24 protein-coding genes are annotated in these 20,452 nt (G+C 41.8%); 16 read left to right on the top strand and 8 right to left on the bottom strand.

Annotation, left to right across the window (positions count from 1 at the left end; genetic code table 11):
• Positions 1–72 precede the first annotated feature (72 nt).
• The gene (locus BMZ78_RS06920; protein ID WP_093229082.1) at positions 73–1,068 is read right to left on the bottom strand and encodes a PucR family transcriptional regulator; all 996 of its coding nucleotides are present in this window, start codon (positions 1,066–1,068) and stop codon (positions 73–75) included.
• A 242-nt stretch (positions 1,069–1,310) separates the two neighbouring features.
• Here BMZ78_RS06920 and BMZ78_RS06925 point away from each other — a divergent pair, with 242 nt between their 5' ends.
• Positions 1,311–2,303 carry an aldose 1-epimerase gene (locus tag BMZ78_RS06925; protein ID WP_093229083.1) on the top strand — a complete coding sequence of 331 codons (993 nt, stop codon included), beginning with the start codon at positions 1,311–1,313 and terminating at the stop codon, positions 2,301–2,303.
• 300 nt (positions 2,304–2,603) lie between these two features.
• Here BMZ78_RS06925 and BMZ78_RS06930 read toward each other — a convergent pair whose 3' ends face one another.
• The 3 genes from BMZ78_RS06930 to BMZ78_RS06940 all read right to left on the bottom strand — a co-directional run bounded on the left by BMZ78_RS06930 (position 2,604) and on the right by BMZ78_RS06940 (position 4,408).
• Entirely contained in the window at positions 2,604–3,620 is a 1,017-nt protein-coding gene (locus BMZ78_RS06930; RefSeq protein ID WP_245739769.1) for a quinone oxidoreductase family protein, read from the bottom strand.
• Between the two features lie 56 nt (positions 3,621–3,676).
• Positions 3,677–3,961: an Mpo1-like protein gene (locus BMZ78_RS06935; RefSeq protein ID WP_093229086.1), complete on the bottom strand. Its 285-nt coding sequence runs from the start codon at positions 3,959–3,961 to the stop codon at positions 3,677–3,679.
• A gap of 243 nt (positions 3,962–4,204) precedes the next feature.
• Entirely contained in the window at positions 4,205–4,408 is a 204-nt protein-coding gene (locus BMZ78_RS06940) for a DUF1657 domain-containing protein (RefSeq protein ID WP_093229088.1), read from the bottom strand.
• A gap of 360 nt (positions 4,409–4,768) precedes the next feature.
• Here BMZ78_RS06940 and BMZ78_RS06945 point away from each other — a divergent pair, with 360 nt between their 5' ends.
• The 3 genes from BMZ78_RS06945 (at position 4,769) to BMZ78_RS06950 (ending at position 6,636) form a co-directional block, all read left to right on the top strand.
• Complete coding sequence (locus BMZ78_RS06945) at positions 4,769–5,713, top strand: GAF domain-containing protein (RefSeq protein WP_093229089.1); 945 nt, start codon at positions 4,769–4,771, stop codon at positions 5,711–5,713.
• Positions 5,682–5,846 carry a hypothetical protein gene (locus BMZ78_RS18740; protein ID WP_175482347.1) on the top strand — a complete coding sequence of 55 codons (165 nt, stop codon included), beginning with the start codon at positions 5,682–5,684 and terminating at the stop codon, positions 5,844–5,846. Before BMZ78_RS06945 ends, BMZ78_RS18740 begins: the two co-directional genes overlap by 32 nt.
• 175 nt (positions 5,847–6,021) lie before the next feature.
• Positions 6,022–6,636 carry a methyltransferase domain-containing protein gene (locus tag BMZ78_RS06950; protein WP_093229091.1) on the top strand — a complete coding sequence of 205 codons (615 nt, stop codon included), beginning with the start codon at positions 6,022–6,024 and terminating at the stop codon, positions 6,634–6,636.
• Between the two features lie 28 nt (positions 6,637–6,664).
• On the opposite strand, the gene BMZ78_RS06955 is transcribed toward BMZ78_RS06950, so the two are convergent.
• Positions 6,665–7,276, bottom strand: coding sequence for a helix-turn-helix domain-containing protein (locus BMZ78_RS06955; protein WP_093229092.1), 612 nt, complete (start codon positions 7,274–7,276; stop codon positions 6,665–6,667).
• Positions 7,277–7,395: 119 nt separating this feature from the next.
• On the opposite strand from BMZ78_RS06955, the gene BMZ78_RS06960 reads away from it, so the two are divergent.
• The 4 genes from BMZ78_RS06960 (at position 7,396) to BMZ78_RS06975 (ending at position 9,483) form a co-directional block, all read left to right on the top strand.
• Positions 7,396–8,106 carry an AzlC family ABC transporter permease gene (locus BMZ78_RS06960; RefSeq protein WP_093229093.1) on the top strand — a complete coding sequence of 237 codons (711 nt, stop codon included), beginning with the start codon at positions 7,396–7,398 and terminating at the stop codon, positions 8,104–8,106.
• Positions 8,103–8,411, top strand: coding sequence for an AzlD domain-containing protein (locus tag BMZ78_RS06965; protein ID WP_341849628.1), 309 nt, complete (start codon positions 8,103–8,105; stop codon positions 8,409–8,411). Before BMZ78_RS06960 ends, BMZ78_RS06965 begins: the two co-directional genes overlap by 4 nt.
• A 514-nt stretch (positions 8,412–8,925) precedes the next feature.
• Positions 8,926–9,171 carry a hypothetical protein gene (locus BMZ78_RS06970; RefSeq protein ID WP_093229095.1) on the top strand — a complete coding sequence of 82 codons (246 nt, stop codon included), beginning with the start codon at positions 8,926–8,928 and terminating at the stop codon, positions 9,169–9,171.
• 9 nt (positions 9,172–9,180) lie between these two features.
• Positions 9,181–9,483 carry a hypothetical protein gene (locus tag BMZ78_RS06975; RefSeq protein WP_093229097.1) on the top strand — a complete coding sequence of 101 codons (303 nt, stop codon included), beginning with the start codon at positions 9,181–9,183 and terminating at the stop codon, positions 9,481–9,483.
• Positions 9,484–9,498: 15 nt separating this feature from the next.
• Here BMZ78_RS06975 and BMZ78_RS06980 read toward each other — a convergent pair whose 3' ends face one another.
• The 3 genes from BMZ78_RS06980 to BMZ78_RS06995 all read right to left on the bottom strand — a co-directional run bounded on the left by BMZ78_RS06980 (position 9,499) and on the right by BMZ78_RS06995 (position 12,372).
• Positions 9,499–9,810 carry a hypothetical protein gene (locus BMZ78_RS06980; protein ID WP_093229098.1) on the bottom strand — a complete coding sequence of 104 codons (312 nt, stop codon included), beginning with the start codon at positions 9,808–9,810 and terminating at the stop codon, positions 9,499–9,501.
• 733 nt (positions 9,811–10,543) lie between these two features.
• Complete coding sequence (locus tag BMZ78_RS06990) at positions 10,544–11,725, bottom strand: oxalate decarboxylase family bicupin (protein ID WP_093229102.1); 1,182 nt, start codon at positions 11,723–11,725, stop codon at positions 10,544–10,546.
• A 209-nt stretch (positions 11,726–11,934) separates the two neighbouring features.
• Positions 11,935–12,372 (bottom strand): Hsp20/alpha crystallin family protein, encoded by a 438-nt coding sequence (locus BMZ78_RS06995; RefSeq protein ID WP_093229103.1) that lies wholly within the window; start codon positions 12,370–12,372, stop codon positions 11,935–11,937.
• A gap of 262 nt (positions 12,373–12,634) precedes the next feature.
• On the opposite strand from BMZ78_RS06995, the gene dhaK reads away from it, so the two are divergent.
• The 8 genes from dhaK to ptsP all read left to right on the top strand — a co-directional run bounded on the left by dhaK (position 12,635) and on the right by ptsP (position 20,426).
• The gene (gene dhaK, locus BMZ78_RS07000) at positions 12,635–13,624 is read left to right on the top strand and encodes a dihydroxyacetone kinase subunit DhaK (RefSeq protein ID WP_093229105.1); all 990 of its coding nucleotides are present in this window, start codon (positions 12,635–12,637) and stop codon (positions 13,622–13,624) included.
• 421 nt (positions 13,625–14,045) lie between these two features.
• Positions 14,046–14,666, top strand: coding sequence for a dihydroxyacetone kinase subunit DhaL (gene dhaL, locus BMZ78_RS07005; RefSeq protein WP_093229106.1), 621 nt, complete (start codon positions 14,046–14,048; stop codon positions 14,664–14,666).
• Positions 14,667–14,670: 4 nt separating this feature from the next.
• Complete coding sequence (dhaM, locus tag BMZ78_RS07010; RefSeq protein WP_093229108.1) at positions 14,671–15,066, top strand: dihydroxyacetone kinase phosphoryl donor subunit DhaM; 396 nt, start codon at positions 14,671–14,673, stop codon at positions 15,064–15,066.
• Between the two features lie 291 nt (positions 15,067–15,357).
• Positions 15,358–16,257 (top strand): PRD domain-containing protein, encoded by a 900-nt coding sequence (locus BMZ78_RS07015; RefSeq protein ID WP_093229109.1) that lies wholly within the window; start codon positions 15,358–15,360, stop codon positions 16,255–16,257.
• Positions 16,232–16,720 (top strand): PTS sugar transporter subunit IIA, encoded by a 489-nt coding sequence (locus BMZ78_RS07020; protein WP_093229111.1) that lies wholly within the window; start codon positions 16,232–16,234, stop codon positions 16,718–16,720. Before BMZ78_RS07015 ends, BMZ78_RS07020 begins: the two co-directional genes overlap by 26 nt.
• A gap of 12 nt (positions 16,721–16,732) precedes the next feature.
• A complete protein-coding gene (gene nagA / locus BMZ78_RS07025; RefSeq protein WP_093229112.1) occupies positions 16,733–17,893 on the top strand; it encodes an N-acetylglucosamine-6-phosphate deacetylase in 1,161 nt (386 codons plus the stop codon).
• Positions 17,894–17,898: 5 nt separating this feature from the next.
• A complete protein-coding gene (gene nagB / locus BMZ78_RS07030) occupies positions 17,899–18,657 on the top strand; it encodes a glucosamine-6-phosphate deaminase (protein ID WP_341849629.1) in 759 nt (252 codons plus the stop codon).
• Between the two features lie 53 nt (positions 18,658–18,710).
• Positions 18,711–20,426, top strand: a complete 1,716-nt coding sequence (ptsP, locus tag BMZ78_RS07035; protein WP_217644997.1) for a phosphoenolpyruvate--protein phosphotransferase — start codon at positions 18,711–18,713, stop codon at positions 20,424–20,426.
• The last annotated feature ends 26 nt before the right edge of the window (positions 20,427–20,452 follow it).

Genomic DNA, 20,452 nt, shown 5'->3' on the forward strand with positions numbered 1-20,452 from the left:
AAAAGGGATATTAGACACATTATACGAAAAGTGCAATTGATTTTTGTCTATTTTGACTAGCAAAGCAGTGGCTTACTTTGATACGTTCTTTGTTATACATTTTTGTGAAGATAATTGATAATAAAGCATTAAAGCGATTTGAACCATCATGCCATCAAAAAAGTTTCGTATATCTAATCCGGTTTCTTCCTTCAATCGCTCGATCCGATAAAGTAAGGTGTTACGATGGATATATAGTTGCCGAGCAGTTTCGCTTATATTGCAATTGAATTGAAAGAAGGTTTCCAGGCTTTTTCGAAAGTCCTCATTTTGCAAAAAGGGTTCTAGACCGCTTTTTTTCAGATATTGTTGGATGGCAGTTGTATCTAGAGAAGAAAGCAACTGTTCCAATGCAATATTCCATATAGCCTGTACAGATTTATTGGGTTGAAAGATTTTTGTCAATTGCTCTGTTTCTAAAATGGCATGTCGCAAGTTTTGCAATTCTTCGGCCTGTAAAATAGGGGGATGAACAATCATTTTTCCACGAAGACCCGTTTCATAAGTGAAGGTCTCCATAAACCCTTCAGCAATTTGGAGATAAAGACTTCGTTCCATCGGCTCGGAACACTCCAGGTCCCATAATTTTTTGCGATCAAGGAGAATGAGCCATTCTTGTGAAGAAAGCTGGATTTTCTTTGATTCGGAAGAAGGAAAATAGGACTCCAGAAAATAGTTGCATTCTTTCCATTTTTCTTTTGTCAATGGCTCATCGATTTTTAGGTAGAAAAAAAGGAAGTGATTCCATTGAACATGTTGAAGATGTGGAGGGAGGAAACATCTTTCTTCGTTTTGCCAAGCTTTTTTCAGCCAGGTGGCAAGGGATTCATTGTTTTGGGATTTTTGCAGCTGTTGATACAGGTCCATCATTTTATGGATCAGTTGTATTTCCGATTCAGTCAGTTTACGACAGATTTGGAATGACTGATTTTCTATGGAAAAGAGGGGGTATTGCTCTGTAAAATGTTTTGGTTCACAGTTGAAATCAGATCCAAAAATTTGTTTTAAGTCCTGAAAAAAACTTTCCATAAGGATGTCCACCTCAAGATCGTTCTCTTTATGGAGACATAGTTAGGACAATGGACAAACAAACTCATTAATGATATATTCATTCTAACATCACAATGGAAACTTGTCATATTAAAATATAATACTTGTTTTTTTCTGTTATTTAAGTAAACCGGTTGGAAAACGGTTACGACAGTGGATACAGGCAAAAGAAGAGTTTCAGAGTGAAAAGAAGATTTTATCGATAGTAGGTGAGATCATCCATGAAGTACATCAAAAAAAACACTTTTTTGGGAGAACCGGCCCTGCAAGCCGGGAATGAAAAACTGGAGTTTATTTTAGTGCCAGGGTGGGGGAGCAATCTTATTTCCCTGATCAGCAAAGATATCCATTGTGAGCTGTTACGTGTGCCAGAGACAGTCGAAGCGTATCAAGCCAATCCTTGCCTATATGGCATTCCCGTCTTATTTCCTCCCAATCGTATAGAGGATGGCGTGTTTTGCTTTGGTGGACGGACATATCAATGGGAGATCAATGAACCGACAAGCCATAACCATATCCATGGCTGTCTTTATCAACTGAAATGGGATGTGGTTCAGGCAGAGATTGTCGAAGAACGGGTAGAGATCGTAACCGAAATTCATTCAGAACAGCATCTGACGCTGTATAAGCAGTTTCCGCATCGATTCACGATGAAGATGGCTTATCGGTTGGAGGGGGCTACATTATCGAAACAGGCAACGATTTTAAATCGAGATGAAGAGCCTTTTCCGTGGGGATTGGGTTTTCATACCACTTTTCGCTTTCCGATTGGCCAAACAAGTACCTTGGATGATTGCACTCTGGCTTTAACGGTTGATAAGCGATGGAAATTAAATGAACGCTTGTTGCCAACAGGAGAACTGGAGGAAATCAAGGAAAAAGAACAGTTCCAAAGAGGGATTTCATTGAAGAACAAAAGCCTGGACGATGCTTTTTTATCCTTGGCATATACAGGCGGAGAAAATCAGGCAACCATTTGTGACCGAAAGGCAGGCATTCAAGTGATTTACCAATGCGATTCCCATTTCAAGCATTGGGTCGTTTATAATGGGGATGGCACACAGGGCTTTTTGTGTCCGGAACCGTATACGTGGATTACCAATGCCCCTAATCTGAATCTGCCTCCATCACTGACTGGGGTACAGGTTTTGTCCCCAGGGGAACAGGTTAAGGTAAAAAGTACGATTTCTGTATTTTTGGATGAATCTGTTTAGACGCTCGTAATTACGGGTGATCAGTGGTGTTGATTGGCTGAAATTTGGATACAGATGCAAATCAGTTTTCCTTGTTCTGGACAGTCAATGCCACTGACCAGTGAAAATTGTTCAAGTCAGAAAAAAAGTAAAAGGAGTGTATTCTCCTCCTTTTCAGCTTGTTGAAGTATCCGTTATATGCCGGTTTTCCTTTTCCGTTTCACTCCCGCTCTATAAATACGAGCAAGAAGTCGTTCAACTGGAAAAGGAAAACCGGGTTTGTCAACAGGAGTACACTCTCTTCCTTTTAACTCAAATGATTTACTTTTCTTCTGGAATTTTCACTGTAATTTTCCCAAAATGGTTTCCTTTTTCCATGTGGAATAATGCTTCTTGAATCTCTTCTAATAGAAAGGATCGATCTAAAACAGGGTGGATTTGATGATTCGTAATAAGTTCAAGCATACCGGCGAAGTCTTGCGGACTTCCCATGGTCGTTCCTCGAATGTCCAAATGCTTGAAGAACAATTTGGGGAGTAAAAGTTTTGGAACAGGTCCTGTGGTTGCCCCGAAATTTACAATCCGTCCGCCTGGTTTGGCCAGATTGAGCAGTTGGTTAAATGTATCGCCACCGACGCAATCGATGATTAAATCAGCACCGCCCATTTGTTTTTTCAGCTCTTTTGCCCAGTTCTCCGAACGATAGTTTACTCCCCCTGTTGCTCCCAGTTTGATGGCCTTCTCCAGTTTTTCATCACTACTGGAGCTTACAAATACTTTTGCACCAAGGGTGACAGCCATCTGTAAGGCAAATAATGCAACACCGCTTCCGATGCCAGGGATGAAAACGGTTTCATTCTTTTGAATTTGACCACGGGTCACTAAGGCACGATAAGCTGTCAGGCCGGCAAGAGGGAGGGCAGCTGCTTCTTCCCAAGTAAGATGATTGGGTTTAGGATATACTTGTTTATGGGAGACAGCAACATACTGCGCAAAAGTTCCATTTTGAGGCATTCCTAAGATGGAGAAGTCGGGGCCATTGAAATGAGGATTGTCTCCCCAATTTAAAGCAGGGTTGATAATAACAGCATCGCCGATTTGAAGATCTGTTACCTGCTCTCCGATGGCAACAATTTCTCCAGCACCATCAGAACCCAATATGGCAGGCAGCTGCATGCCAGGATACAACCCATGTGTAATCCATACATCTCTCCGATTGAGAGCGGCAAATTTAATACGAATGAGCAATTCATCCGGTTTTAAGACGGGAGTGGATGCTTCTTCGATCCTTACTTGCTGTGGTCCACCAATTTCTCTTAATACTGCTGCTTTCATCATCAGTCACCTTCTTTTTCAAATGTCTATCTTTATTTTAACTTTGGAAATAGATTGATTTAAGACCGGGAAAAGATTTTTTTAAAAAGTTTTTTTGCAAAATAAATCGGTCCAATAATCAAAAATTTGGGATCAGAGAAAAAGGTTGGCTTTTTACCTTCGAACCAATGCCCGACGAATTGGAAAATCCATCCAACGATAAATAAAATGAGGGCTATTTTCCAGTTAAAGAAAACATAGATGAGGGAGAAAATAATCATCGGGATACCAATGAAATGCAACGCTTGATTGACGGGATGCTGGTGATCCTCACGGTATTTTTCTAATAGTTTGGAAAAATTCATAGGCGTTCCTCCTTTTTATTCTATTTTAACAAGTTAGTATTATTCATTCAAATAGATAGGCGGATAAACAGTTGGTGACCCCGTTTCTACTATAGTGACTCTTGATAAAAAGAGGATATGAGATTGAAAATTCTAACATTTAATAGCGGGATGAAGATCAGGGTTTCCTCATTGGTCTATTGATCATATAATACCGAAGTTGAAAAACACTCTGCCCATTTTGAGGCAGAGTGCTCCCGCTGTTTATTCATTGTATTGAGGTTCTTCGCTCATCACTTGTTGTTCACGTGATTTCAATTGCTGAACGATGCCATCCATTTGTTGTGCCAATTGATTATACATCTGTTTGGCTTGCTGATTATTTGTGTCCAAAGCAAAGGATTTCAGGTTAGCAACTATGCCTTCTGCGTTTGCAATGGTTTGTTGAATCTTTGTACCGACTGTCATGTGAGAAAGTCACTCCTTCATATTTTTTACAACGCTTATTTTTGCTAATTGCTGAGTAAAGTATTCATATAAAAAATAGTTATATATGTAAATGGCTTTACACACCGCTTGTAGAAAAAGACTGAGCAACACCATCAGAGGGATGGGTTCCTTTCGGAGTGACTGTGATGGTACAGAAGTCGTCACGGAGGAAGAAACCCATCCCGAAGCCCGGGAGAAACGTATCCATATTTTCAGGATTCTCTCTATTATATTCTTTACACATTTTTTCAGAAAAAGAGTTGATTATATCATAGATAAAAGATATTATGATATTATTGCGAACATTCTGCCTCGTATTATAATGAAAGGGGTTATCGGATGGATTTTTCCGGAATCCTGGAGTTTTTTGAACAGTTGGAGGCGAGTGGTGGTTGGTTTTATGATTTTTTAAGCTATTTTGTGGCTGTGGGACTTGTGTTTCTTTTTATTATTTATTTACTTCGTTTATGGCGTGGAGAAATTAACTGGCTTGGGCAAAAGATCGAAGATCCAAATATTCCCGAGCTGTCCCTAAAGGAAAGAGAAGAGTTGGAAAGCCAGATTTCCAAACTGATTCAAGAAAATGAATTGCTTCTGAAACAAGTGAATAAAAAAGACCGAATGATCCAAAAGTTAAATAAGGAAATCAATGAAATTAAAAAGCTATATATAGAGTTGGATGAAAAGTATGCAGATGAAACCTATACAATGTCACAGATTATGTATACAGCTGAAGAGGTGGCGGCTGCTCTTGTGGATGAAGAAAATTTTTTGGTAAATAAAGACGATATTTATGATAATGTACTGGATTATCTGATCAACACCTTAAGAGATTACCGGGAGAAAAATCCGCGAATTGTCATTCACATTCCACATCCGGAAAAAGAGGATGTACTTGTTCATTATGCTCATTCCGGTGGTCATTCCCACCGTATTAAGGAATATGAGCCACCTATATATGGAAGCGCGGCGGGAAGAGCCTGGCGAAACAATGAAGTTTACTATATTCCAGATGTGGAAGATTCACAGGCTGAGTATGATCGAAAAATGAACTCAAGTAAACAATATCGTAGCATATTGTCTGTACCACTAAGTATTGGGCAAGATAAATCAACGTGTATAGGGGTTTTGTCTCTAACCGGAAAACCGGTAGATGCATATGAAAAAATTGAGATTGAACGTGTTGTCCTGTTTTCTAAATTGTTGTATCCACTGATTTTAATGGATATCAATAGGAAAGGAGTTATTCAGGATGGGTTTGGTTCCGAAAAAAGTAAGACATGAGTTAAATCGCCTCTATCGGATGGGAGAGATTACCAAAAAGCAATTGATGGATCAAATGAGAAATGGGTTATTTGATCATGAACGCCTGGCGATGAAGAAGAAATTGGAAAAGATATTGGGAAAAGAAGAATGAAACAGCGCGCGATGTTTCACTTTGGGACTCAAATGAACAAAAAGATACAAGCTTTTAAACCAGTCTTTGCTAGCCGAATGAAAAGGTTAGCATTTTTGTTTTTCTTTTCTTGACCTTTCCGTTACGATAACGATTATTCTGTTTACGTCAAGATAAAAGGTCGGGAGGAAGAAAGATGGATCGTGAACAGTTGCAAGCACTCTATGAACAGGAGGAATATTATTGGGGAAAGCAGCCGAATCGTTTGGCTAAAAGAGTGTTTGAGTTTATTTCAAAGGATAAAGCAAAGGGGTTAAAGCTGGTAGATTTGGGTGCTGGAGAGGGAAGAGACAGTGTTTATTTTGCTGAGCAGGGACTGGATGTATTGGCAGTCGACATCTCGTCGGCGGGGTTGATGAAAACGCTACGATTGGCAGAGCAAAAAAACGTGTCGGTGTCTGTACAGGAAGCAGATCTCAACTCTCTGTGTTTGGAAAATTCGATCGATATTTTGTACTCGATTGGGGCGTTACAATATTTAGTCCCCCATAACCGGTTCAAACAGTTTCAGCACTTCAAGGAACGAACCGTTTCTGGAGGGTTGCATGTATTATTTGCTTTTATTGAACACCCTGATATAGAGATTGCTCCAGATTGGGGGAGGAATGAATATCTTTATCAAAGGGACGAACTCCAGGAGTATTACCGAGACTGGAAAGTCCTTGACTGTGATGAATGGATTTTTGATTGTCATTCAAGTGGAATTCCACATCAGCATGCCGCAAATGTCCTTATCGCAAGAAAACCATAAATGATTACCCGGCGACGAGCTGGGTCTTTTATTTATTTTTGGAGAAGAGTAATGTCTGATTTGCCATGGATCCATGATAGGCAATGACAAAGTGTAAAATCGCAGGATGAGAAGTAGGATTGATATACTTATGATGGCAATCAGCATAAAAACGAATGGAATCATGTTCGTCTAGCTCATATCTTTTTCCTTCCAGTTCAATAACGAGTTTTCCTGTCATTACGGTAACCATTTCAATCACACCTGCAGGATGTGCTTCGGATTGATATTCGCCATAAGGTTTTAGATAACCACGATACAATTCAAAGGAATTGGGTGGATGGGTAAATAAAGGCTCAACCACAAATGCCTGATCCTGGCTGGTCAACTTCAAACCTTCATTCTTCCTGGCGATGGCTACATCATTTTCGACTGCTAATAATGAAGTAATCGGAATAGACAAACCATGAGCAATTTTCCATAGGACAGATAAAGTAGGATTGGCTTCTCCTCGCTCGATTTGTCCCAATGTTGGCTTGCTAATCTGAATCTGTTTTGCGAGCGCTTCCATACTCAATCCCCGGTTGATTCGGATCTGACGTAACTTTTCCCCAATCTTTTTTCCCAATGCTTTATCTTCAAACGGATGATACGAATTCACCTGATCTCCCCTCTTTCGATTCAATCCATGGTTGTATTTTGTTTGGATTGTACATTATAATTATCCAAAAGTAAATTTTAATATACATTTGAACATTTGATGAATGGAGCTGAAGAAACATGAGTAGTCATGCGCAGGAAGCCATTCAGTCCAAAAAACACGAATTTTCAAAAGGGATGATGGCTGCGATGCCATTAGTCATTGGTTACCTGCCCATTGCGGTTGCTTTTGGTGTGATGGCACAACAAATGGGACTTTCAGTATGGCAAGCCGTATGTATGTCTGCTTTGGTATATGCTGGAGCCAGTCAATTTATGGCCATTGGCATGATTGCAGCTGGAACAGGCATGATTGAGATTGTCTTCGCTACTTTTGTACTGAATTTTAGACATTTTGTAATGGGACTGTCACTGATGAATCGTTTGAAAGACTTTTCAACGAAATGGAAAATCGTTATTTCATCTGGCATTACGGACGAAACTTTTGCAGTCGCTTCGTTAACCAAGGGTCAAATGCATCCGTTTTATATTGCTGGACTTGTTTCTACTGCTTATTTCACATGGGTATTGGGTACATTGTGCGGAGGTCTTTTGGCAAATATGATTCCTCCAAGCATTAGTACCAGTATGTCGATTGCTTTGTATGCCATGTTTATTGGTCTGTTGGTACCGGCGATCCGTGGCAAATGGAAATTGGGGATGATTGCCGTCATCAGTATGGGATTGAACAGCCTGTTCAGCCTGTTTTTAAGTAGTGGCTGGTCCATTATTCTGGCAACCATCATTGGCAGCTCCATCGGTATTTTCTTTGGTCAGGAGGAGGAAAAATGATGAATGATCTCATTTGGGTCATTATCGGGATGTCCCTTGTAACGTTGATTCCCCGCTGGTTACCCATCTGGATTGTGGGACGAGTCAGTTTGCCACGTTGGGCAAATCAATGGTTGAATCACATTCCGTATGCGGCGTTAGGTGCTTTGATTTTTCCAGGGATTTTGTCGATTGAACAAGGGAAACCTTTAATTGGCTTGCTTGGAGGCTTGATAGCTGGCTGTCTTGCCTTTTTTCGTTTACACATCATGTATGTCATATTTGGTGCGATACTTACAGTGTTCATCGCCAAAAACTTTTTATAGAGAATCAACTGGGATTATCATATACTAAATACGTTGAATGATAAAGATTAATAATCATATAGCGAATGATAGACCTGATTATGCTTGATGGGAAAAGTCTGGAAGTACGATAAAGCCACGTCTACAAGTAGCATAATAGCTGGGCAACTCTTAACTATGGCTCCAATTCGCAGACTATTTTGCAAGAATGTTCGCGTATGATTAATGCTGGCGTCGGGGATTATTTTATGGTCAAGCGTCAATGTCACTTCGTAAACTTGTGATATTAAAGCTGACCATTAAAATCCCCGGTGTTTACTTGTAGAATATCGGCGATTTTAAGGGATTATAGAGACTATTCGCAAAACAAAATTCATAAACCGACGAGTAGGCGCATAGGCGCTTTGTCAATAACACTTGGTGATGGAAATCATCTTTTCCAATATTTTTATCGATAATCACCAAATCAGTCTAGACGAATATCCTATTATAAAATGTTGGGCATAGGTTGTACCTAAGGATGGTGGGAAACGGTATGCCAGCTACAATTATTTTTAACCAAATCAATGTCAACTCCGTCGAATTTAACTCTGCTGTTACAACGGGTCAGAATAATCAGTCAGATTGGTCAACGACAGGGAAAAGCCTATTTGGACAAGGGATTAATGTTGGGGTTGTTTTCACTGCCAGCAACTTGAATATCATTAATGATCAAGATGTGATTGACACAAAAATCTCTCAACCAGAGTTGAACAATCCTCAACCGAATGTTCAGATATAGAGGTGCCTAATGGGTAATACAAAAATGGTTCATATCCAGTTTAATCAGATCCATGTACATTTGATTTCGAATTGTTCAGGGATTTTTGTCGGTTCCAATACACAGATGAATTGGAGTTCGCGCGAAAAAACAAATTCAGGTAGTGGGGTTATTTGCGGGGACGAAATTTCTGTACTTCACAATATCCATGTTGTTTATGATCATGATCTCTACGATATGCTTAATATAAAAAATGAAAACAATAACAAAGGGAATGAATCGCCGGCAACAGATGAGAAAATTCCTCCAGAGAAGGTGACGCTTATGTTTTGAACTCCACACAAGCGATCATACCGTACTGGAGGAACTCATCTCTTTATCATCTAGATCGTGATGGTCTTTCAAGCGAGAAAGGATCATCTCTTTTAACCAGTCAGGCACTTCATCTTCATCATCTAAGTTTATCATATCAATGGCATCTTTATCATCTAATAATGTGCGTAAATTGTCTCCGGTAATGGTTCCAAAACCTTGGTTATGTTTTTTATAGCTTTCAAAATGAGTGGGCCAGTTGTTTCCCATGTTTAAACAAGAAGCACCTTCGATCGTTCTAATTCGAATGGTGCCAATAACAAAATTGGGGGAGAAAACAGATGACATCTTATCCCTCCCTCTGTTAATTGTTCATTGAAACGGAAAAGCCAGAACGACTTTTTTTCATGGTAAATCCTTCAGTCTGTTGATTTTTTAACTCATTTTGCTTCTGAATTTTATGAGTTCCTTGTTTTTTTCTTGTGTTGTCAGATTTTTCTTCATTATTTTTTTGCTATCTCTAGGTGAAGCACCAAAATTATTTCCCAAATTCAGTGCACCACTGAGCTCTTCAATATCCAATGAATTCTGTTTTGATTCCTTCGATCATATCCAATACATCTGTATCGATCACGATGCCGCTATTATGTATAAACTGAACTTGGTCACCATTCATTTGTTTTCTGTTTGGAAACGAATCGATACAGGACATTATCACCTGAAAATACGCCGGATGAACTGGTAATGGTGTTGATAATTAACTCTTTATACCGAATTTGAACCATATCAATCACTTCCAATCGAAATATCTGTCTTAGGTTCATAAAAGGAGTGAGCAAGATGAATAACCTTTGGGATCATTTAAATCAATTGAGACAACTCACATATTAGATAAATTGAAGAATCAAAGTTTTTTCCAGATGAATGAAATGGATTTACAAAAATATATTCAACAAGTCATGCAACAATCACTACCCTTTGCAAGCAAATTGGAAGAAATACCTTTTATGAGAAGTGATGGAAAGCTACCCTATAATACGGTCGCTCCTTGATCGTATGGACTCATTTTCCACTATCGCTTTCATCTTTGCTTGCATTTGACGACTGGCCATTTCTCCTTTCGCAGTACGTTTATCAGCTCTGGTCCTACATGCAAGTTGTCCTCTACCAGCTCCCGAGGAGTCAGCGCCATCCACTGGTTCAGTGAGACGTCGGCAAACCGGTCACTCTTGAACATTTCCAGAAACCACAGGCTTTGATCGCCGGTGTTCTGGATGTAGTGCCCGAAGGCGAACGGTACGTATCCTACATCACCAGCCCGGTAATTGAAAGTTCGGGCCACGCCATTCGCCGCGAACACCGTCATGCGCGCCGTACCCGCAAGGTAATACTGCCACTCGTCGTTATTCGGATGCCAATGCATTTCCCTCATGCCGCCCGGCTTGACTTCTACCAGCGCCGCCGCAATTGTGGTCGAAATGGGGAAGTTGGTGGAATCGACGATGCGCACTGTCCCGCCCGGTGTTATGATCGGCTCCTGTGCAAGCAGCCGGTGTGTGAAGCTCTTTGGCACAGTACCGTAAGGACTCGATACCTCCTGGCTTTCCAGCGGGCCTGGCACCTCTGCTTGGAAAATGTATCGCTGTTTCGTCGGGATGTGGGCAAAGGCTCTTTCCGGTACGCAAAAATTTGCCGCCAGCACATCCTTCGGTGTGTGCGCGAACCAATCGGAGATGGAGAGGGTGTTGAGATCGGAAAAGCTGCCGTCATCGAAGACGAGCAAAAACTCGCAGCCTTCATCCAGCCCTTGAATCGAGTGTGGAATTCCAGGGGGAAAGTACCACACATCGCCCCTGCCAACATCGGCAATGAAGTTCCGCCCGTCCTGGTCGACTGCAGTGATCCGTGCGCGGCCCCAAAGCATGTAGGCCCATTCCGCTTGCTGATGCCAATGTAACTCACGCACACCGCCCGGCGTCAGATACATGTTCACCGCTGCTAGCGTTGTTGCGATCGGCAGCTGTCTAACTGTCACTTCCCGCGACCAGCCGCCGTGATTTAACTGCATATGGGTGTCGGAGAAAGAGAACTTCAAGTTAGGGATCGATCCGGCGTCGGTGGCCGGTGGAACTAGCATGTCAGGGTTCTCAAGATCGCGCATCACGTCCCGCGGACCGAGATCGATCCCACCGGCACCATCATCCCTTATAGGCTGTGGTACAGGTACATAATCGGAAGGGCAATTCTTAGGTCGTCTTTCCATGAAAACTTTCTCCTTTCATCTATAAATAACAGTCGATGTATTCACAAATTCGCACGTATGTCGGTTGTACATCCCGTCAGAAGTCCATTCTTCTATGGCGGATCCGTTGCCTTTCAGTTGAGGGTTTTGGGAGCAGTGGATCAAAAATATGGCAATAAAAAAGGAACAGTGATCTTGCCATCCCTGTTTTTAGTGGTTGACAAAGTTTATTATTCTTCATCAAATTGGATCGAGACATCTACGTGATGGTTCAGTTTGGGTAAACGTATTTCTAACAAACCAGACCTGTAATCAGCTGTAATCGTTTCGGTTGTGAAGCTAAAAGGGATCTGTATGACTCGCTTAAATGAACCGAGAAAACGTTCATTGATCAGAAGTTGATCTGTGGGGATGGGATAGGGGTAGGGGATTTGCCCCTCTAGCACCAATTGATTTGCATCGATGGAAATCTTTATATCTTGTGGAGATTGCAGACCTGGTATTTCAGCGATAATGACACCTTCCAAATCCGTTTGATACAGATCAACATTAGGCCCTCTTTTTGGAATCATTCGATATAAATTGTTCCAAAAATTCTCTCCCAATACTTCATCTATGTGACCTTGAATCGCAGACAGATCTGGTTGTGAATGATTTTTATTTTTCATGAGGATTCTCCCCTTTGTTCTAAAAACATACAAGTCACTCAACAATATAAAACATATAGGTTAAAGGGATATTTTATGCTTGAAAGATTCTATTTAGTGCGATACTTACAGTCATCATCGCCAAAAACTTTTTATAGGAGAAGAAGGTTTGTCAAATATCAATTGGGATTATGATATACTAAATATGTTGAATTATAAAAATTAATAATCATATAGCGAATGATAGAGCTGTTTATACTTGATGGGAAAAGGAGTGCTTTGGATGAAAAAACTGATTAATCATCCTGAATATGTGGTTCAGGAAATGATTGAAGGAATGGCTCTCGCTCACCCGCAAATAGTGAAAAAATTGCCAGATACTCATGTGTTGGTACGGGCCGATTTATCAAAAGAAAAAGTGGCGCTGGTTAGTGGGGGTGGAAGCGGACATGAGCCGTCTCATGGCGGCTTTGTCGGTACAGGCATGTTAGATGCGGCCGTTGCTGGTGAAGTATTCACGTCGCCCACACCAGATCAGTTGCTGGCAGCGATTAAAGCGGTGGACCGTGGCAAAGGTGTGCTTCTTGTCATTAAAAATTATTCAGGGGATGTCATGAATTTTGAAATGGCTATGGAATTGGCTGAAGCGGAAGGAATCCAGGTCAAGAAAGTGATAGTGGATGATGATGTTGCGGTAAAAAATAGTACCTACACGGTAGGAAGGCGGGGTATTGCCGGAACGGTTTTTGTTCATAAAATTGCAGGAGCACTCGCTGAACAGGGAGCTTCTCTCGATGAAGTTCAGAAAGTGGCGGAAAAAGTGATCAGTCGTGTAAGAAGTATGGGGATGGCTCTCAGCCCTTGCACGATCCCGGCTGTAGGTAAACCAGGATTTGAGATTGGCGAAGACGAAATGGAAATGGGCATGGGTATTCATGGGGAACCAGGTATTGATCGGACCAAAATAGCCAGTGCGGATGAGGTGGCCAGTACCTTGGTTTCCTATATATTGGAAGATATGCCTTGTCGAGAAGGGGAAAGAGTTGCGGTCATGATCAATGGACTGGGTGCAACTCCGCTCATGGAATTGTATATTGTGAATCGGAAGGTAGCCAAGCTTCTTCAGGAGAAACAGATCCAGGTTCATAAAACATTTGTGGGAGAATACATGACTTCGTTGGAAATGGCTGGTTGCTCGGTTACCCTGCTTAAGTTGGATGATCAATTGACGGAGCTGCTTGATGCTCCTGCACAAACCATTGCTTGGTCATAATTGCACTCCACACGACTGAAGCCGTGGGATTCTTGGGTCGTTAGCGCCCTCAGTCCATTTCTGTTTCGGACAACGCCCAAGTTCAGGGGTGTGTCATCACCCCGTCCCATGCAGTTCTACGGCACTGGACCGCATGTACCCACATGGGCGGCATACCTGTTACCAGTATGCTAGTTCCTTTCATTCACTCTCATGGTTTTACCTGGTAGGAGACCTTTCGCTACCAGAACCTCGTACCATGACGTCCACAGGAACATTCGACCTACTACCAGTAGGATGAGCACCGCTCGTATGTTTGATTATATAGAAAATTGTTGCTCTAAGCAATCCCCTGAAGGGATTACCGAGCAACGCCGTCTTTCATCCTCCGATTCAAACCGTGGGCTTTCAGACGGCATTTTTGTAAAGGGGAGGCATATCAGTGATATCGGTTGAACAATTCCTCAAGTGGATTCGATTCGCTCATGAAAAAATCCAGCAACATAAAAATGAATTGACGGAACTGGATCAGGCGATTGGCGATGGGGACCATGGCGTGAATTTGGCTAGAGGCTTTGAAGCTGTCGTTCAAAAACTGGATGCACATGAAGGAAAAGATCTGGGGGCATTATGCCAAGAGATTGGCATGACTTTGATCGCGAAAGTCGGTGGAGCATCTGGACCCCTTTATGGAACTGCGTTTGTTCGGATGGCCACAGCCTGGAAAGGAAAGCAATCGGTTACTTATCCAGAGTTTGTCCAAGGGATTGAAGCCGGAGCCAATGGCATTCAGGCAAGAGGAAAAGCAGGACTTGGGGATAAGACGATGTTGGATGTTTGGTTGCCTTTGGCTGATTACTTGGCCAGGGAGACAGAAACAGTATCGTGGAAAGAGGTAGAACGTTTTGTTTACCAGCAAATGAAATCGACGGAATCAATGGAAGCTAAAAAAGGCCGAGCCGCTTTTCTAGGTGCTCGTTCGATTGGACATAGGGATCCAGGAGCTGTTTCTTCTTATTATCTATTTGCTGCCTTGTGCCAAACAATGGAAATGAAGGAGTAATGTCATGAGTTTTGTAGGAATTGTACTAGTATCACATAGTTTGGAACTAGTCACTGGATTAAAAAAACTCTTGGTGCAAATTCAGCCTTCTGTTCCCATCGCAGTGGCTGGTGGCGATGAGGAAGATGGGTTGGGGACAAGTGCCCAGAAGATCAAGGAAGCGATTGAATCCGTATATTCGGATAAGGGTGTTGTGGTTTTATTTGATTTGGGCAGTTCTCTCATGCAGACGGAAATCGCATTGGAGTGGATGGAGAATAGCGAAAATGTGAAAATAGCCAATGCTCCACTGGTAGAGGGGGCCTATACAGCTGTTGTTCAATCTGGTTGCGGCAGTTCGCTGGAAAAGGTTCTTCGTGCGGCCGAAGAAGCAAGACAAATGAATAAAACCATCAGTTAAATATCATCCCAATTGCCTGTTTCGGTGAAAAATAACAAGTAAATAAACTTTTCTATTAAACAAATTATTCTATCATATCCGCTTGTTACTTTACAAAATGCGCATGTTGACAAGAAACAGATCTTAACATTATATTAATAAACGACAATAGAATGAGTAGGGCGTGTTACTGGTAATGCAGGCATGAGCCGAAAAAGGATCTGTATAACAGGTCTTTTTTGGCTTTTTTTCATTTTGGATGGCAAATACTATAATGAAAGAGGAATTTATATAGAAATCTGGTGATGTTTTATGACGGACGGGAATGATTATGTGATCGTTCGTGTGTTAAACCATAATGTCGTGTGGGTGAAAGAACCTGCAGGCAGCGAAATTGTTTTGCTAGGGAAAGGAATAGGCTTTCGACAAAAAGCCGGAAATACGATTTCACTCTCGGACCCGCGCATTGAAAAAAAATTTCGTTTGGAAGATGAAACGCATGCCAAAAAGTATCGTAATCTGATGAATCATATTGACCAAGCTGTCATTGGTATATCAGAAGAAATTATCGCCTTGATCAGTCAGGAATTGAAGGCGGAAATAAACGAACATATTCATGTCGCCCTGCCTGAACATATCCAATTTGCCATGGATCGATTGCGCAATGGTTTGGAAATCACGAATCCATTTCTTTTCTTGATCAAAGTATTGTATTCTAAAGAATTTTCGTTAGCTAAAAAAGCGGCTGAACTGATCAGTCGTGCTTTTGATATTGTGATTCCAGAAAGTGAGATGGGCTTTTTAGCATTGCATATTCATTCAGCCATCAGCAATTATCCTGTATCCAAAACGGTTCAGTTGACATCTGTCATATATGAGATTGTGGACAAGATCGAGAAAGAAATGGCCGTTGAAATCCAAAAAGGAAGCATGGAATATATTCGCTTGATTATGCACTTGCGATTTGTATTGGAAAGAATCCGCCAACAAAAGACGATCCAACACCCCTTTTTGGATCACATAAAAACCGATCTGCATCATGAATTTCGCATCGCCAAAGGGATTGGTGAGCTGATTTCCGAGCGGTTAAATGTAAGCGTTATAGAAGATGAGTTGGGATACATTGCAATGCATTTATACCGTTTGAACGAATTAAAAGGTGGACATGTGGAACGGAGTGAACAAGATGTTGAAAAAATGGTTGAAGAATAAAAAAGAAGTTACATTGGTTGCACCGATCACAGGAAAAGTGATTCCGCTCGAACAGGTAGAGGATCCTGTATTTGCGAATAAAATGGCTGGGGACGGATTGGCGATTGTTCCAGAGCAAGGCGTTGTGGTGGCTCCTGTCGATGCAACGGTCGCTCATCTGTTCGAAACCAAACATGCGATTGGTCTTCAAACAAAAGGGGGACTGGAAATTTTAATTCACATTGGATTGGATACGGTGAATTTGAAAGGAGAAGGATTTGAAGCTTTTGTACAATTGGGAGACCAAGTCAAACAAGGGCAGAAATTGCTTGGATTTGACATGGAAGTAATCAGGAATGCGAATTATTCCACTTCGACACCGGTTGTCATCACCAATGGTGAGGTTGTCGCCGAACAGAAGGTCTTGGCAGAGGGAAATGTACAGGCGGGTGAAGATAAGGTTTTACACATTCTACTGAAATAGTGGTGAGAAAAAATGAAAACCTTATTCAAAGGAAATGTGGTACAAAAGGATAAGGTGATTCCTCAAGGGATTGTAGTTGTTGAGGGAGCACGAATTGTATTCGTTGGTGAAGAACACAGGTATTCCAGAACAGGGGATGAAGCTGTTTTTCACTATCCCGATTCCTGGATCTGTCCCGGATTGATCGATTTTCATATTCATGGAAATGCAGGCCATGATGTAATGGATGCCACATTTGAGGCATTAGAAGCGATCAGTAAAAGCCTGTGTCGATATGGAGTCACTGGATTTCTGCCGACGACGATGACAGCACCACTTCACAAGATTTATCGGGTTGTGCAAAATATTGTCCATTTTACAGAGACAGCGAATGAGTATGCGCAAATTTTGGGCATTCATCTCGAAGGCCCTTGGATTAACAAAAAATATAAAGGTGCACAAAAAGAAGAAGATATCATGGAACCTTCCCTGGAACAGGCAGAAAAATTGTTGGAAATAGCTGGCGATCAATTGCGGGTGGTAACGATTGCCCCAGAGATTTTCGGAGCTTTACCCGTGATTTCCAATTTGAGCCAGCGGGGAGTTATTTGTTCGATCGGGCATACTGATGCTACATTGGAGCAAGTCAATCAAGCCTGTGAATGTGGTGCCTCTCATTTTACCCATTTATATAATGCCATGAGAGGATTGCATCATCGGGAAATCGGTGTGGTTGGTGCAGCACTGACCAAAAAGGATATGACCTGTGACATTATCGCTGATTTCATTCATTCCCATCCAAACGCTGTGGAACTGGCTTATCAAGTAAAAGGACGGGAGAAACTCCTGCTCATTAGTGATGGCATTGAAGCCGTTGGGATGGAGGATGGAGTTTATGAATTAGGTGGGCAGACAGTTTATGTGAACAAGTGTATCGCTCGCCTTGAAGATGGAACATTGGCAGGAAGTACCTTAACCTTAAATCGTGCGATTCGAAATTTGGTCGAACAATTGCAGATCCCGATTACCGATGCAGTCTATATGGCCGCTACAGCTCCAGCAGAAAAACTTGGACTGGCAGAGAAAAAAGGAAGTTTGGAAGTAGGTAAAGATGCAGATGTAGTGGTTTTCTCGCATGTATTTGACGCACAGTTAACCATGATTAATGGAAAAGTAGTCTATCGGGAGGAATAGGAGCCTTGTTTCAATGGATGGTATGCGATCATTATGAAGAGATGAGCCGACAGGCAGCCCAGATTGTGGCCAGGCAGATACAGCAAAAGCCTGATTCGGTTATTGGCTTTGCCACAGGAAGTACGCCTTTAGGCTTATATCAAGAGCTTGTACGCATGTACCATAATAAGGAGGTGAGCTTCGAGCGGATTCAAACATTTAATTTGGATGAATATGTGGGGTTAGCGAAAGATCATCCACAAAGTTATTATCGGTTCATGTGGGATCATCTTTTTGGACAAGTGGGCATTCAAGAGAGTCAAATCCATTTTCCTTCCGGTATTTTTCAGGATGCAAAGCAGGCTTGTGAAGAATATGAAATCCAATTACAACGAATTGGGGCTATAGATTTACAGATTCTTGGTATTGGAGCAAATGGTCACATTGGTTTCAACGAGCCATCGGATGTCTTTGTCATGGGTACACATATTGTTCAATTGACAGAACGAACCATTGAAGCAAATGCTCGTTTCTTTCAGGATAAATCGGAAGTCCCGCGCCAAGCCATTACGATGGGAATCGGAAACATTATGAAAGCAAGACACATTCTTCTTCTGGCCAATGACGAGAGTAAGGCAGAAGCAGTACAATCACTTTTTTCCGGCGTGGTTGACCCAAGAGTTCCTGCGTCGATCTTGCAGCTTCATCCAAATGTTTCAGTTTTGGTTACTTCAGAAGTAGCTTATTTGTTAAAAGATTTGCCCTTCACCAGAAATATAGGGTGAAAGCGTTTTACAAGAACATCGATTGGGAATTTGAAATGGAGAGGTGAATCGAATTGAAATTACAAGGAATCCCAGCTTCTCAAGGAATCGCTATTGCCAAAGCAGTAGTATGGAGTGGAAATGTCGAATCTTCTGAGGAAGTAAAAATCGTTGCAGATGAAGTAGAAAGAGAAGTTCAACGTTTGGATCAAAGCATTGAAAAAGCATCGGAGCAAATTAATGAATTGTATCAGCAAATGTTAGAAAGCGTCGGAGAAGATAAAGCAGCTATCATGATGGCTCACCTCGCTTTTTTGCAAGATCCTGATTTTGTGGGAGAAATGAAAAGAAAAATTGAAACGGAACTGGTGGATGCGGCAACGGCTGTGCAGCAAGTAGTCAAGCATTATGTTCAAATCTTTGAAGCGATGGATAACGAATATATGCGGGAGAGAGCGACTGACATCCAGGATGTCGGAAAAAGGCTCATCCATCTATTAACCGGTCGTGCCGATGATGGGCGCTTCCAGTTTGATGAACCTGTCATTATCGTGGCAGATGATTTGGCTCCATCAGAAACGGTGCAGTTACCACGTGAATTCGTTCAAGGTATTATTACGGCAAAAGGTGGTAAAACATCCCACGCTGCCATTTTGTCACGCTCTTTGGGAATCCCGGCTGTGATGGGCATTGAAGCAAGTCTGGACGGTCGGATCCAAACGGGAGACCAACTGATTATGAATGGTACAACCGGAGAAATCTGGATTTCTCCTGACCAAGAAACATTGGAAAATTATAAAAAACAATTGGAACAAGAGAAAAAACGGAAAAAACAGTTGGAACAGTTGCGTGACCTGAAAGCTGAAACAACCGATGGACGGCAAGTAAAACTAAAGGCCAACTTGGGTAGACCACAAGAAGTGGATGCAGTTGTATCCAGTGGTGCAGATGGAATTGGGTTATTTCGCAGTGAGTTTCTCTTCATGGATCGTGAAGATCTGCCTTCTGAGGAGGAACAATTTGAGGCTTACGCTGAAGTCGTGAAAAAAATGGATGGAAAGCCTGTCATTATCCGTACGCTGGATATTGGTGGAGATAAACATCTTCCTTATTTGGGTCTTCCGGAAGAGATGAATCCCTTCCTGGGATGGAGAGCGATCCGTATCTCCCTCGATCGAAAAGATTTATTTAAAACACAGCTGCGTGCCATTCTACGGGCCAGTGCATTTGGTAAAGCAATGATTATGTTTCCGATGATCTCGCATGTAGAACAGGTTCGTCAGGCCAAAAGCATACTGGAAGAAGTAAAAACAGAACTGAAACAGAACGGGATTGCTTTTGACCCCAATGTTGAAGTTGGCATTATGATTGAAGTGCCAAGTGCTTGTCTGATTGCAGATGCTCTTGCCAAAGAAGTACAGTTTTTCAGCATCGGAACCAATGACCTGGTTCAATATACCTTGGCTGTAGATCGGATGAATGAACGGATCCAACACCTTTATAACTACTTCCATCCGGCTGTCCTGCGACTCATTAAAATGGTGATTGATGCCTCACACCGCCATCAGATTTGGACAGGCATGTGTGGAGAAATGGCTGGAGATCCATTGGCAACAGAACTACTTCTTGGCCTGGGGTTGGATGAGTTTAGTGTTTCTGCAAATATCCTGCAGATTAAAGAGCGCATTCGTTCCACTTCTTTTACAGAAGCCAAAAAAGTGGCGGATCATGTGTTGAACCTAAATACAGTAGAAGAGGTTCAACAATATTTGTCTCAACGCTTACCTTAAAAAGGGAGAAAACAAGGAGGCTGTGT

The organism is Thermoflavimicrobium dichotomicum, assembly GCF_900114055.1.
In the GTDB taxonomy this organism is placed as follows: Bacteria; Bacillota; Bacilli; order Thermoactinomycetales; family Thermoactinomycetaceae; genus Thermoflavimicrobium; species Thermoflavimicrobium dichotomicum.